Here is a 13,673-nt window from a genome sequence, read left to right as displayed (position 1 = left end):
GAGGGGCTGGCAATAGCCGCCGAACACGAATGACGCGCGCTGGACTCGTCGACGGCGGCATTCTCGATAGCCGGGATTTGTGTGACGATGCCTCGATGTGCGGTAACAAGGAGGCAGCAGAATGCGCGAACTGCGGTGGGCGTCGCTCGAGGGCGACGGAATCGAACATCTGACGTTTGACCGGAATGATTCCGGCATCGTCGTCGAAAGCGCGGTGGTCGGCCAGCGGTACGGCCGTGCATACGGGCTGGCGTATCGCGTCGAGTGCGATGCGCAATGGCGCGTGACCTGCGCGGTGCTCAAGGTGATGGGCGGCGGCACGCTCGAACTGCGCGGCGACGGGGCCGGACACTGGCGCGACGGTTCAGGCCGCGAACTGCACGAGCTCGACGGCTGCGTCGACATCGACATCGCTGCGACGCCGTTCACGAATTCGCTGCCGATCGGCCGCCTCGGCCTCGCGCGCGGCGAGCGACGGCCGATCGACGTCGCGTACATCTCGACGCCGGATCTGAAGGTCACGCCGGTCAAGCAGGCTTATGCGTGCATCGAACCGGGCCGTCGCTACCGATACGAAGGCATCTTCCGGAATTTCACGGCGGAGATGGACATCGACGACGACGGGCTCGTGATCGACTACGAAACGCTGTTCAAGCGTTTGCCGCCGCTGCGCTGAATGGCCGCTCCCGTCCGCATGGCCGGCGTCGCCGCCGGTACTGCCGCGACCGCGGCCCCTTCATGCGCGGACGCGAACCGGTCGATCCGCGACGCGATCAGGTCCGGATGGCGCAGCACGATCCAGTGCGCGCCGTCGATTTCCTCGCGCACGTGCTCGCCGAGCCAGCGGTCGAGGTCGGCCGACATCTCGGGCGTCACGTAGCGGTCGCGCACGGGCACCAGGATCTGCACCGGCGCCTGCGCATACCGTTCACGCGGCTTGCGGGCCCGCGCGATGAAGTTCGCGCGGTACATCTGCATTCCATTCAGCGCGTTCTTCAGTTGCGCGGGATCGCGCTCGGCGCGCACGCGCTCCGTGATCTGCAGCCAGCGCGGCCACAGCGCGGCGCCGCCGAGCCGCCACACCAGCGACGGTACGAGCGGCAGATGGAAGAACGCGATGTACCACGATTTCAGGCTCTGCTTGAGCCGCATCTTCGCGCGGAACACGTGATCGAGGCACGGGCCCGAGATCGACGTGTACGACGCGATGCGGCCGCGCAACGCAGGGTCGGTCACGGCCTCCCAGCACTGGATCGAGCCCCAGTCGTGGCCGACGAGGTGGAACGGCCGGCCGCCGCAGGTTGCGTCGGCCACCGCCTTCAGGTCGCCGGCGAGCCGCTCGAGCGTGTAGTCGGCGCGGCGGCGCGGCGCGTCGGATGCGCCGGCGCCGCGCACGTCGTACGCGATCACGCGGTAGCGCTTCGCGAGCCGCGCGCGGATCGGCGCCCACACGGCCGCCGAGTCGGGGTAGCCATGCACGAGGATCAGCGGCGGCGCGCGACGCGGCCCGCTGACGTAGACGGCGAGTTTCACGTCGCCGGACGGGACGGTCAGCATCTCGTGAGCGCGCGCCATCGCGTCATGCCTGCGCAACCGGATGCAGCGGCACGCGGCGCGGCGCAGCCTGCGCCGCATAACGCGCGTTGGTCGCGTCGATGTTGGCGAGCAGCGTGTCGAGCCCCTGCAGATACTGATGGTTGTCGTGGTCCCACGGATGGAAGCCCGGGCGGAAATAGTCGAGCCATTCTCGCGCGATGCTCGGGAACACGCCGTTTCTCGGGCTGTACAGATACTTCACGAGGCGCCACATGCCGCCGAACTTGCCATGCTTGCGACGGTGCGACAGCATCAGCCGCACGTGGAAGTCGAACACGATCGTCCAGAACATCACGGTCGTAAGCAGCATCGTGCCGGTGCGCAGCAGGTAGCTGCCGAGGCCCGGCTTCATCACGACGTTCCACACGTCGTACGACACCGCCTTGTGCTCGGTTTCCTCCATCGCGTGCCACATCCACATCTGCTGATAGCCTTCGACCGACCCGTCGATCCGATGCTCGTGGCCCGACAGCAACTGGTTCGCGAGGATCGCCGTGTAGTGCTCGAGCGCGATCGTGATCGCGAGCTGCATCGAATGCGGCAGCGTCTTCTTGAAGAAGCCGAGGATCGTCCACAGCCGCTTGTCGAGCTTGTGCGCGGGCAGGCCGGACGCCTGCAGCAGATCGTTGTACTCGATGTGCTCGCGCGTGTGCATCGCTTCCTGACCGATGAAGCCGAGCACCTGCTTCTTCAGCTCGGGATCCTCGATCCGGTCGCGGTAATTGCGCACCGAGTCCATGAAGAAGCGTTCGCCGGCCGGAAACAGCAGCGACAGCGCATTCATGAAGTGCGTGACGGGTACGCCCTGCACATGCCAGTCCTTCGCGCGTTCGGGCGGCAGCGCGAAACGGATGTCGCGCCGCACGGGCATCATGTTCGGTGTCGTCATGATTGTTCTCCCTGATTGCCTGCATTGTTGTAGGTGGCGTGCACCGGCGCCGGCGTGCCGCGTGCGGCGCGGCGGGCCTTCGCGGCCTCGCGGCGCGTCGCGAGCACGACGAGCGCCTGGTATGCGGCGGGCAGGATGCGCGCCATCCAGTCCGCGCCCTTCGCGTCGCGGCCGATCAGCACGCGGCGCTTGTTCTTGCGCACGCCGGCGAGGATCGTGCGCGCGGCGTCGTCGGCGCTCGTGATGAAGAACTTCTCGAAGCTGTCCTTGCCTTGCTGTTCGCTCTCGACGATGAAGCCGACCATGTTTTTCGCGACGCGGCTCGACTGCGCGATGTTCGTGCGGATGCCGCCCGGATGCACGCACGTGGCCGACACGCCGCACTTCATCATGTCGAGTTCCTGGCGCAGCGATTCGGTGAAGCCGCGCACCGCGAACTTGGTCGCGTTGTAGCCGCTCATGCCCGGCTGCGCGAAGATCCCGAAGATGCTCGACGTGTTGATCACGTGGCCTTCGCCCGACGCCTTCAGGTGCGGCAGGAACGCCTTCGTGCCGTGCACGACGCCCCAGAAGTTGATGTTCACGATCCACTCGAGATCGCCGTAGTCCATGCCTTCGATCGTGCTCGACAGCGCGACGCCCGCATTGTTGAAGATCAGGTTGACCTTGCCGTGCTCCCGCGCGGTGTCGTCGGCCCACGCGAACATCGCGTCGCGATCGCCGACGTCGAGCACGCGCGTCGACACGCGCACGTTCGGCGCGATCGCGCGGACGATCCGTTCGGTTTCCGCGAGGCCGACGCCGTTCTTGTCGGCGAGCGACACGTGGCAGCCGGCCTGCGCGAGCTGGATCGCGAGCGCGCGGCCCATGCCCGAGCCGGCGCCCGTGATCGCGGCGACCTTGTTGGCGAAATCTCTCATGTCGGTGGCTCCTTGTCTGGCTCAGGCCGCTTCGGCGGACGTGGAAGCGGAAGCGGCCGGCGCGGCGGCGGGCCGCGCGGTCGTGTCGTGCGGTGCGCGATACGCGTGGTAATCGGCGATCGAGAAGCGCGCGGTCGCCTGGCGGAAGCGCCACGTGAAGCCCGGCCACAGCGTCGTGTTCTTGCCGGTGCGCGGGTCGAGGTACCAGCTCTTGCAGCCGCCCGTCGACCAGATCGCCTTTTTCAGCTTGCCCTGCAGATCGTTGTTGAACTGGGCCTCGACGAGCGGGCGCACCTCGATCGCGTCCGCGTGCTCGCGGCGCATCGCCTGCAACGCACCGAGGATGTATTCGATCTGCGACTCGATCATGAAGACCATCGAGTTGTGGCCGAGGCCCGTGTTCGGGCCGACGATCATGAAGAAGTTCGGGTAGCCGGGCAGCGTCGTGCCGAGATACGCGTGCGCGCCGTCGCGCCAGGCGTCGACGATGTCGAGGCCGCCGCGGCCGACGATCGCGCCGCGCGGATACGGGTCGGCCACCTGGAAGCCGGTGCCGTAGATCAGGCAATCGACTTCATGGCGCTTTCCGTCGGTCGTCACGACCGCGTCGGCTTCGATATGGTCGATGCCGGTCGTGATCACGTCGACGTTCTTGCGCGACAGCGCCGGATAGTAGTCGTTCGAGATCAGCACGCGCTTGCAGCCGAGCGTGTAGTTCGGCGTCACCACCTTGCGCAGTTCCGGATCGGGAATCTGCTTGCGGATGTGGCGCAGCGCGAGCTTCTGCACGTTCTTCATCAGCGACGGATGGATCGCGAAGCCGAGCACGCGCGATTCGAGCATCCAGTAGATGCCGCTGCGCACGACCTTCTGCGTGAACGGCAGCGTGCGGAACAGCCATTTCTCGAAGCCGGTGAGGTTGCGGTCGGGCTTCGGCATGATCCACGGCGGCGTGCGCTGGAACAGCGCGAGCGACTTCACGCGCGGTGCGATCCGCGGCACGAACTGGATCGCGCTCGCGCCGGTGCCGATCACCGCGACGCGCTTGCCTTCGAGCGGATAGTCGTGATCCCACTGCTGCGAATGGAACGCGCGACCCTGGAAGGTTTCGACACCGGGGATCGCCGGCAGCGCGGCGCGCGACAGCCCGCCCATTCCCGACACCAGCACGCGCGCGGACAGCCGCTTGCCGTTCGCGAACGTGAGGCGCCAGCGTTGCGCGGTTTCGTCGTATTCGGCGCGCTGCAACTCGTGATTCAGCCGCAGGTACGGGCCGATGCCGAAGCGCTGCACGCAGTCTTCCAGATACGCGCGGATCTCCGGCTGCGGCGCGAACATGCGCGTCCAGCGCGGGTTCGGCGCGAACGAGAACGAATAGACGTGCGATTGCACGTCGCATGCGCACCCGGGGTAATGATTGTCGCGCCATGTGCCGCCGACCGACGCGGCCTTCTCGAGGACGACGAAGTCGGTCACGCCCGTTTGCTTCAGGCGGATCGCCATCCCGAGGCCGGCAAAGCCGGTGCCGATGATGGCGATGTCGATGGTTTCGTCCAGGCCGTCGTGGCCGGGTGGACCGAAAGGCAACGTGCGAGCATTCATCCGGGTGTCTCCGATCTGGCTCATTTTTTAATGTTACATTGGTTGATGTAACGATAGTGGGTGAACCTGGAAACCGCAAGAGGCTAGAGGCGGCGCTCTAAGGGCCGGAAGCCAGACGGGAAAAGGCTGAGCGGGGTTTGGAACGGTCCGGCTTCCGCAATGCGGGATGAGCGGAAAAGGCCGTCGGCAGGGCAAGACAGGGGAAAACCGGGGGCCGCCCGCGCGCGGCGGCCCGTTTGAAACGGTATCAGGGGCTGATCGACCGGCCGGCGATCTCATGGAAAACCCCGGCCACGATCGTGACCTGCGCGAGCGCATAGAGGCCCCAGATCAGATAGTCGATGCCCGGAAAAACGCCGAGGAAGCGGCCGACGCCGATCAGCGTGTCGGAGCCGACGAAGATCAGGCTGCCGATGGCGACCAGCGGGCCGCGCGTGCGGGCGGCGAGCGCGAAGCTCGCCATCACGCACAGCACGAGCATGTAGACGGCGACCGGCGCCAGCAGCTCGCCGAGGTGCGGGAAGAACGCCGCGTAGAACGCCGGCGCGGCGATCCACAGCCCGACGAGCGCAACGATGCGCCAGCCGTGCGGCCGCGCGCGCCATCGGAAGAAGATCGCGCAATAACACACGTGCGTGAGCAGGAATGCGCCGAGGCCGAGGACGAACGACAGCGGCCAGTCGGGCAGCGCGAGCAGCACGTCGCCGAGCACGGCGGTCGCGAGCGCCGCGCACAGCCATGCGCGTTCGCGCGCCGCGCCGCAGGTGCTGCCCGCCGCGAGCAGCAGGATGCCCATCGCGGCTTTCGCGGCGGCCTGGCCCGGATAGGGGGCGGCGGCGAGCGACAGCCCGTACAGCAGCGCCGCAGCGATGGCGAGCGGCCAGAGCCGGCGGTAGGTGGCGGGAAGCGTGGCGATCAAGGCGGGTGTCTCCGGTTTGTTGTCGTCTGCGGTGGACGACGCGCCGTCGGGGGCGCGGCTGCCGGCCATTATCCGGAAGAACGAGCACGCCAAAACCGGCGAATCCTTCTAGGAAACGACGACGGCGGCCTGCGCTGCGGCACCGGATTTTTCCGCGCGTTGCCCCGGCGGAACCGGGGCAACAGCTGCGATTCGGCTTGCTATGATCGCCGCGGTATTGCCGTTGTCGCTGTCGATGTCCCGCGTCGCCTCTCGACTGAATGCGCGAGCCGATGCATGCCCGATGAATCCCCGCCGTGCCCGGCCCGCGCGCTCGTTCGAAGCGGGGCGGCGCGGCCGCCACGAAAACAGGTCCGACCATGACCGAACTTCTCCACGGCGACGGCGCGATCCGTCGCACGACGCCGTACGGTTCCTCGATCGAAAACACCTATGCGGGCGTGCTGTCGTTCATGCGCCGCAATTACTCGCGCGCGCTCGACGGCGTCGACGTCGCGATTTCCGGCGTGCCGCTCGATCTCGCGACGACGTATCGCTCCGGTGCGCGGCTCGGGCCGGCCGCGATCCGCGCGGCGAGCGTGCAACTCGCGGAGCTCAACCCGTATCCGTGGGGCTTCGATCCGTTCGACGATCTCGCGGCCGTCGACTACGGCGACTGCTGGTTCGACGCGCACAACCCGCTGTCGATCAAGCCGGCGATCGTCGAGCATGCACGCACGATCCTGCGCTCGGGCGCGAAGATGCTGACGCTCGGTGGCGACCACTACATCACGTATCCGCTGCTGGTCGCGCACGCGGAGCGCCACGGCAAGCCGCTGTCGCTGATCCATTTCGACGCGCACTGCGATACATGGGCCGACGACGACCCGGACAGCCTCAATCACGGGACGATGTTCTACAAGGCCGTGAAGGAAGGGCTGATCGATCCCGCGACGTCGGTGCAGGTCGGCATTCGTACGTGGAACGACGACTTTCTCGGGATCGAGCGGCTCGACGCCGCGTGGGTGCATGATCATGGTGCGCGGGCGGCGGTCGAGCGCATCGTCGAGATCGTCGGTGCGCGGCCTGCATACCTGACGTTCGATATCGATTGCCTCGATCCGGCGTTCGCGCCAGGAACGGGGACGCCGGTCGCGGGCGGGTTGTCGTCCGCGCAGGCGCTGGCGATCGTGCGCGCGCTCGGGGCGGTGAATCTGGTCGGGGCGGACGTCGTGGAGGTGGCGCCGGCGTACGATCACGCGGACATCACGGCGATCGCGGCCGCGCATGTGGCTTGCGATCTGCTGTGTCTGTGGCGGCAGAAGAAGGTGGCGGGGGCGTTGCGTTGAGCGCGTGGCGCGCGGCACGCGACAGCGGCCGGCGGGGCAGCGCTCCCGGCCGGCCTGCCGATGCAGGGGGCCGCGCGCGTTACTTCGCCGCCAGCGCACCCGCCACGCTTTTGTCGACCCAGGCGTTTTCGGCCACGCTCAGTTTCTGCGGAATCAGCTTCGCCGCGTGGAACGCATCGGCCACACCTTGCTGCGCGGCGACGATGCGTTCGTCGATCGGCACCGCACCGAACGGCACGCGTTTGATCCACGTCTCGACGAGCGCCTGCGGCAACCCGACCTTCGGCGCAAGCAGCGCGGCCGTGTCGGCCGGATGCGCGTTGACCCACTGGCCCGTTTCCCGCGCCTGTTTCAGGATCGCGCCGACCACGTCGGGATGCTGTTGCGCGAAACTGCGCGTCGCCTCGTAGAAATTGTTGGTCGCGGCGAGCCCCGTGTAGTCGGACAGCGTGCGCACCTTCAGCGCGCTTTGCGCGGCCGCGTAGTACGGATCCCACACGGCCCACGCATCGACGTTGCCGCTTTCGAACGCGGCGCGCGCATCGGCCGGCGGGAGATACACCGGCTGGATTTCGTCATAGCGCACGCCGGCTTTCTTCAGCGCCTCGAGCAGCAGGTAGTTCGCGCTCGAGCCTTTCTGCAATGCGACCTTCTTGCCGCGCAGGCCGGCCACCGTCCGGATCGGCGAATCGGCCTTCACGAACACCGCTTCGTTGTGCGGCGCCGGCGGTTCCGCGCCGACATAGACGAACTGCACGCCGGCCGCCTGCGCGAACACGGGCGGCGGCGCGCCCGTGTAGCCGAAGTCGATGCTGTTCGCGTTCAGCGCCTCGAGCAGTTGCGGGCCGGCCGGGAATTCGAACCATTGAACGCCATAGCCGAGCGGCTTGAGCCGCGCTTCGAGCGCGCCCTGCGCCTTGACGATCGACAGCAGGCCGGCCTTTTGATAACCGATGCGCACGATCTTGTCGGCGCCGCCTTGCGCGAACGCCGACGCGGCGGACAGGGCAACGAGCGAGACGGCGGCGGCGCGGGTGATCCAGCGGGTGAAACGAATCATCGAACGAACTCCATGCGAGGCATCTTCGGGGAGCGGCCGGCGCCGCTCGGTTGGAAGAATCGTCGCATGGGCGATCGCGCCCGCAAACGAAGCATTGCCGATATGGATATGACGGCGTCGGGCCTATGCTTTGTCGCCGCCGCCCGCCGGATCGGGCGTGTCCGTCGTGCCGGACTGCCGCGCTGCTTCGTCGCTGAGCTTCTTGTCGAGGATCGTCGCGACCCGCCCGCCGAGATATGCGCCGGCCGCGGTTTCGAGCGCGCGGTTCGTCTCGCCTTCGACGAACACGGCCGCGAGCGGGCGCAGGCGCCAGATCGCGTCGACCAGTTGGGGCACGTCGGTGGCCGGCGGCAGCGTGCCGGCGTCGTAGCGGTCGAGCCGCTTCACGACGAGATCGACGAGCAGGCGCGCGATCGCGTCGAAATGCGGCCGCGCGAGGCTGATCACGTCGAGCAGCTCGCGCGGCGGAATCCCTTCCTTCGTCATCGCGGCCGCCGCCTCGAGCAGCGCGGGGCTCTTCGCGACGAACGACAGGCCGCGCCGTTCGAGCAGCCCGAGCTCGGTCACGCGCGACAGTTGCGTGGTCGCCTGCGGGCCGAACATCTGCGCGAGTTGCGCGAGCGAGTAGGTTTTCGGCAACTCGTGCGACCAGCGGCCGCCGATCGCGTTCTCGAGGCCGAGGATCGAGCGCAGATCGTGGCCTTCGTCGATCGCCTTGATCAGATCCTGGATGTTCGACAGCGTGTAGCCGCGCGCGAGCAGATGGTTGATCAGCTTCAGGCGCGCGACGTGCGTGTCGTCGTAGATGCCGACGCGCCCGCGTTTCTCCGGCGGCGCGAGCAGCCCGCGATCCTGGTAGGCGCGGACGTTGCGCACGGTGGTGTCGGACACGCGCGCGAGCTCGTCGACCGTGTACTCGTTGCGGGAATCCGGCGCGGCCTCGTCGGGCGTGGAATGAGTCTGTTTTGACATGCGGCCATTCTAGCGCGCCGCGGCAGGCTCGGGCGAGGCGGGGCGCGTGTTCGCGCCGTCGCCGAGCGGGCGCTGCAGCAGCGCCGTGTCGATCCAGCGGCCGTGCTTGAAGCCGACCGCTTTCAACAGGCCGGCCGGCTCGAAACCGAACGCGCGATGCAGCGACGTCGAGCCGCCGGTGCCGCCGTCGGCGATCACCGCGATCATCTGCCGCCACGGGCCGCCTTCGCAGCGCGCGATCAGCGCCGCGAGCAACGCGCGGCCGATTCCGCGCCCGCGTTGCGCGTCGTCGATGTAGATCGAATCCTCGATCGTGAAGCGGTACGCGCTGCGCGTGCGGTACGGCGTCGCGTACGCGTAGCCGGCCACGCGGCCGTCGCATTCGGCGACGAGGTACGGCAGCCCGTGGTTCAGCACCGCATCGCGGCGTGCGCGCAGTTCGGCGACGTCGGGCGGCGTTTCCTCGAACGACGCGACGCTGTGGCGAACGTGGTGCGCATAGATCGCATGGATGGCATCGAGGTCGGCGTCGGTCGCGTCACGCACGACGCAGGCGGAGGCGGTGGACATGGCGGCGGGGCGAATGAAGTGAAAGCGCTACTATGCCGGCCGCCGACGCGCGTGGCAAAGCCGTTTGCGGTTTCGGCGGCTTACAGGCGGCCGTCCGCCGCATGCACCGCGTCGGCGATCGCGTCGGCGACGCGCTGCACGCGCGGCGATCGGCGCACGTCCGGATGAACCACGAGCCAGATCTCGCGCTCGATGTCGCAACGCGGGGCGGCCGTCAGCTCGACGAGCGGCGCGCCGGCGTGCGCCGTTGGATCGTCGACGAGAAAGCGCGGCAGCAGCGCGACACCGGCCCCGGCTGCGCACGCGCGATGTTGCGCGGCCAGGTCGTTGGCGATGAACGCGAAGCGGCGCCCGGCCGCGAAGCGTTCGAGCCACTGCTGCTGCGGCGTTTGCGCGAGCGCGTCGTCGTAGCCGACGAACGGCCAGGTGTCGGGCGGCGCATCCGCCCATTCCGGTGCCGCGCACAGCGCGAAGCGCATCGTACCGAGCCGGCGCGCGGCGAGCCCCGGCTCGCTCGGCCGCGACAGCCGTACCGCGAGATCGGCTTCGCGCGCATACAGGTTCGCCGCATGCATCTCGCCCATCAGGTCGATCCGCAGCGCCGGCCACGCGCGCTGCGCACGGGCGAGGCGCGGCGCGAGGAAGTGGCTCGCGAACACCGGCGACGCCGATACGCGCACGACGCCGTCGAGCGCGGCCGCGCCCTGCGCCGCGCGCGCGAACGCATGCGCGTCGGCTTCGAGGCGGGCGGCGTGCTCGGCGAGGTGCAGCCCTTCGTCGGTCGGCGGCCACCCGCGCGGCAGCCGATCGAACAGCCGGATCCCGAGCGCCGATTCCAGCGCGTCGATGCGCCGTGCGACCGTCGAATGCTGGACCTGCAGCGCGCGGGCGGCGGCCGACAGGCTGCCGCCGCGCATCACCGCCAGAAAGTAGCGGATGTCGTCCCAGCTCATCGGCAATGCGGGCGAGGTAACAGGATCGCGGTCGGTCGAATTTTGCACAGTAGATGGGCATTCAACGTGAATTCCGTCGAATTATGCCCGATGGGATGATCGTGTCACTTCATTCGATAACGAGGAACGTCATGACCGAAACCACCCACGCCATCCGGATCGGGATCGATCGTTACGGCGACGCCGGCGTGCTGCGCCGCGTCGATGCGCCCGTCGCGCCGCCCGGCGCCGGCGAAGTGCGGATTCGCCAGACCGCCATCGGCGTGAATTTCGTCGACATCTATTTCAGAACGGGCGCGCATGCATTGCCTGCGCTGCCGGCGGCGCTCGGCGTCGAGGCGGCCGGCGTGATCGACGCGGTCGGGCCGGGCGTGCCGGATCTCGTGCCCGGTCGGCGCGTCGCCTATGCCGGCATGCCGACCGGCAGCTATGCGAGCCTGCGCACGATGCCGGCCGAGCGCGTACTGCCGATTCCCGACGGCCTGAGCGACGAAGCCGCTGCCGCCGGGCTGCTGAAGGGGATCACCGTGTACATGCTGCTGCATCGCGTGCGGCAGGTCGGCGCCGGCGATACGGTGCTCGTGCATGCGGCGGCCGGCGGCGTCGGCCTGCTGGCGACGCAATGGGCGCGTGCGCTCGGCGCGCGGGTGATCGGCACCGTCGGTTCGGCGGCGAAGGCCGCGCTCGTGCGCACGCACGGCGCCGAAGCGGTGGTCGATTATCGAGAGGAGGATTTCGTCGCGGCGGCGCGTGCGTTCGGCGGCGGTGCGGGCGTCGACTACGCGATCGACGGCATCGGCGGCGACGTGCTGACCCGCACGCTCGGGGCGATTCGTCCGTTCGGGATGGTCGCGAGCATCGGGCAGGTGGCCGCGATCGGCGCGCGACAGACGTTCGATCTCGACGAGTTGGGCCCGGCGCGTTCGATCGCGGTCGCGCGGCCGAGCGTGCTCGGCTTCATCGCGCGCGACGTCGGCGCGTATCGCGACGCCGCGCGCGCGACGCTCGACCGGCTGGCGGGCGGGATGCACGTCGAGATCGGCGCGCGGCTGCCGCTGGAGCAGGCGGCCGATGCTCACCGGTTGCTGGAGTCGCGCGCGACCACGGGCGGCGTCGTGCTGCTGGCGTGACGGCGGGCGCGGGCGGCTTGCCCGCCCGAAAAATTGACGACGATCAGCCGCGAAGCAGGGACGGACTCAAGTTTTGTGCAGGCAAACCGTAATACAGAGGGCCGCGGACCGATTGCCGCGGCATTTTTCATCGCTCACGTGCCGTCATGAACCTGAACGCCCTGTTTTCCCGTTTCTCGATCCGTACGCGGATTTTCTCCACGCTCGGCCTCGTTGCCGCGCTGCTCGTCGTGTCGGGGCTGATCGGCCTCGCGGGCATGCAGAGTTCCAATCGCGCCCTCGACGAGGCCTATACGCGGCAACTGGCGGCGAAGACCGCGCTGTCCGCGGCGAGCCTGAACCTGACGATCGTGCGCACGACGCTCGACCGTGCGCTGCTGCATCCGGACGCGGCGGAGGTTCCCGATCTCGTGAAGAAGGCCGAGGGCTATCTCGCGAAGGCCGACACGGCATGGCGCAACTACGCGGCGATGCCGCACGACGGCGACGAGGGCCCGCTCGCGAGCCGCCTCGATGCCGCGCGCCAGGCGCTGATCGGGCAGGCGCTGAAGCCGATGATCGATGCGATCCGCGAAGGGCGGCGCGACGAAGCCGACCGGTTGCTGATGACGGTCGCGCCGCCGCTGTCGGTCGCGCTCACGCAGGCGACCGACGCGCTCGATGCGTACCAGGCCGCACGCGGCAAGGACGTGTACGACACCGCGCAGACCTATTACGGCTGGATGCGCATCGGCGCGATCGCGGGCATCGCATTCGGGCTGGCCGCATGCCTCGGCTGCGCGATCGGCCTGCATTTCGCGATCACGCAACCGGTGAATCGCCTGCTGTCGCATTTCCGCCGGCTGTCGGACGGCGATCTCACGTCGGAACTGCGCTGGTCGTCGCGCGACGAGATGGCCGAACTGGTCAAGGGCGTGACGGGCATGCAGCGCAGCCTCGCGGACACGGTGCGCCAGGTCAGCCAGGGTTCCGAGGCGATTTCGACGGCGACGCACCAGATCGCGGCCGGCAACACCGACCTGTCGCAGCGCACCGAGGAACAGGCGTCGGCGCTGCAGCAGACGGCCGCGAGCATGGAGCAACTGACGGCGACCGTGAAGCAGAATGCCGACCACGCGCTCGAGGCGCAGGCCTGCGCGGACAGTGCAAGCGAGATCGCGACGCGCGGCGCGACGGTCGTCGGCGAGGTGATCGGCACGATGAACGAGATCGACCAGAGTTCGCAGAAGGTCGCCGACATCATCGGCACGATCGAGGGAATCGCGTTCCAGACCAACATTCTCGCGCTGAATGCGGCGGTCGAAGCCGCGCGGGCGGGCGAGCAGGGCCGCGGCTTCGCGGTGGTCGCGGGCGAGGTGCGTACGCTGGCGCAGCGCTCGGCGTCCGCGGCGAAGGAAATCCGTACGCTGATCGGCGAATCGGTCGAGCGTGTCGCGACGGGCTCGCGGCTCGTCAGTACGGCCGGCGCGACGATGCAGGACATCCAGCAGGCGATCGGGCGCGTGACGGGCATCATGACGGAGATCGCGGCCGCCTCGAGCGAGCAGCGCGACGGGATCGAGCAGGTGAACCGCGCGGTGTCGCAGATGGATCAGGTGTCGCAGCAGAACGCGGCGCTCGTCGAGCAGGCGGCGGCCGCGGCCGCGTCGCTCGAGGAACAGGCGGATGGGTTGCGGCGTGCGGTGGGGGCGTTCCGGGTGGCTTGAGCAGGGCGAGGTGAATCGCAGCGGATCT

General features: G+C 68.6%; 13 protein-coding genes. 4 read left to right on the top strand and 9 right to left on the bottom strand.

The window, feature by feature from the left end; all coding sequences use genetic code 11:
• Window positions 1-121 precede the first annotated feature (121 nt).
• Entirely contained in the window at window positions 122-676 is a 555-nt protein-coding gene (locus tag CFB35_RS23815) for a putative glycolipid-binding domain-containing protein (RefSeq protein WP_059584913.1), read from the top strand.
• On the opposite strand, the gene CFB35_RS23810 is transcribed toward CFB35_RS23815, so the two are convergent.
• The 5 genes from CFB35_RS23810 to CFB35_RS23790 form a co-directional block, all read right to left on the bottom strand.
• Window positions 637-1,575: an alpha/beta fold hydrolase gene (locus CFB35_RS23810; RefSeq protein ID WP_059585121.1), complete on the bottom strand. Its 939-nt coding sequence runs from the start codon at window positions 1,573-1,575 to the stop codon at window positions 637-639. The two genes, CFB35_RS23815 and CFB35_RS23810, sit on opposite strands and share 40 nt — an antisense overlap.
• Before the next feature lie 4 nt (window positions 1,576-1,579).
• A complete protein-coding gene (locus CFB35_RS23805; RefSeq protein ID WP_059584914.1) occupies window positions 1,580-2,485 on the bottom strand; it encodes a metal-dependent hydrolase in 906 nt (301 codons plus the stop codon).
• Entirely contained in the window at window positions 2,482-3,405 is a 924-nt protein-coding gene (locus CFB35_RS23800; RefSeq protein ID WP_059584915.1) for an SDR family oxidoreductase, read from the bottom strand. Before CFB35_RS23800 ends, CFB35_RS23805 begins: the two co-directional genes overlap by 4 nt.
• A gap of 21 nt (window positions 3,406-3,426) precedes the next feature.
• Window positions 3,427-5,007 (bottom strand): NAD(P)/FAD-dependent oxidoreductase, encoded by a 1,581-nt coding sequence (locus CFB35_RS23795; protein ID WP_059584916.1) that lies wholly within the window; start codon window positions 5,005-5,007, stop codon window positions 3,427-3,429.
• A 247-nt stretch (window positions 5,008-5,254) separates the two neighbouring features.
• Window positions 5,255-5,926: a lysoplasmalogenase gene (locus tag CFB35_RS23790; protein ID WP_059585122.1), complete on the bottom strand. Its 672-nt coding sequence runs from the start codon at window positions 5,924-5,926 to the stop codon at window positions 5,255-5,257.
• Between the two features lie 359 nt (window positions 5,927-6,285).
• On the opposite strand from CFB35_RS23790, the gene speB reads away from it, so the two are divergent.
• Window positions 6,286-7,254: an agmatinase gene (gene speB, locus CFB35_RS23785; protein ID WP_059584917.1), complete on the top strand. Its 969-nt coding sequence runs from the start codon at window positions 6,286-6,288 to the stop codon at window positions 7,252-7,254.
• 79 nt (window positions 7,255-7,333) lie between these two features.
• On the opposite strand, the gene CFB35_RS23780 is transcribed toward speB, so the two are convergent.
• From CFB35_RS23780 to CFB35_RS23765, 4 genes are all read right to left on the bottom strand, one after another.
• A complete protein-coding gene (locus CFB35_RS23780; protein ID WP_059584918.1) occupies window positions 7,334-8,314 on the bottom strand; it encodes a sulfonate ABC transporter substrate-binding protein in 981 nt (326 codons plus the stop codon).
• Between the two features lie 123 nt (window positions 8,315-8,437).
• Window positions 8,438-9,286 (bottom strand): MerR family transcriptional regulator, encoded by an 849-nt coding sequence (locus CFB35_RS23775; protein WP_059584919.1) that lies wholly within the window; start codon window positions 9,284-9,286, stop codon window positions 8,438-8,440.
• 9 nt (window positions 9,287-9,295) lie between these two features.
• The gene (locus CFB35_RS23770) at window positions 9,296-9,856 is read right to left on the bottom strand and encodes a GNAT family N-acetyltransferase (RefSeq protein ID WP_059584920.1); all 561 of its coding nucleotides are present in this window, start codon (window positions 9,854-9,856) and stop codon (window positions 9,296-9,298) included.
• An 80-nt stretch (window positions 9,857-9,936) separates the two neighbouring features.
• A complete protein-coding gene (locus CFB35_RS23765; protein WP_059585123.1) occupies window positions 9,937-10,809 on the bottom strand; it encodes a LysR family transcriptional regulator in 873 nt (290 codons plus the stop codon).
• Window positions 10,810-10,940: 131 nt separating this feature from the next.
• Between CFB35_RS23765 and CFB35_RS23760 the strand changes: the two genes are divergently transcribed.
• Together CFB35_RS23760 and CFB35_RS23755 are read left to right on the top strand one after the other, a co-directional pair.
• The gene (locus CFB35_RS23760) at window positions 10,941-11,939 is read left to right on the top strand and encodes a quinone oxidoreductase (RefSeq protein ID WP_059584921.1); all 999 of its coding nucleotides are present in this window, start codon (window positions 10,941-10,943) and stop codon (window positions 11,937-11,939) included.
• A gap of 146 nt (window positions 11,940-12,085) precedes the next feature.
• A complete protein-coding gene (locus CFB35_RS23755) occupies window positions 12,086-13,645 on the top strand; it encodes a methyl-accepting chemotaxis protein (protein ID WP_059584922.1) in 1,560 nt (519 codons plus the stop codon).
• Window positions 13,646-13,673 lie beyond the last annotated feature (28 nt).

It is taken from the genome of Burkholderia sp. AU16482 (genome assembly GCF_002223285.1).
Classification (GTDB): Bacteria; Pseudomonadota; Gammaproteobacteria; order Burkholderiales; family Burkholderiaceae; genus Burkholderia; species Burkholderia semiarida.
The sequence above is the reverse complement of the archived record's forward strand: the minus strand, read 5'-3'. Positions and strand labels throughout refer to the sequence as shown.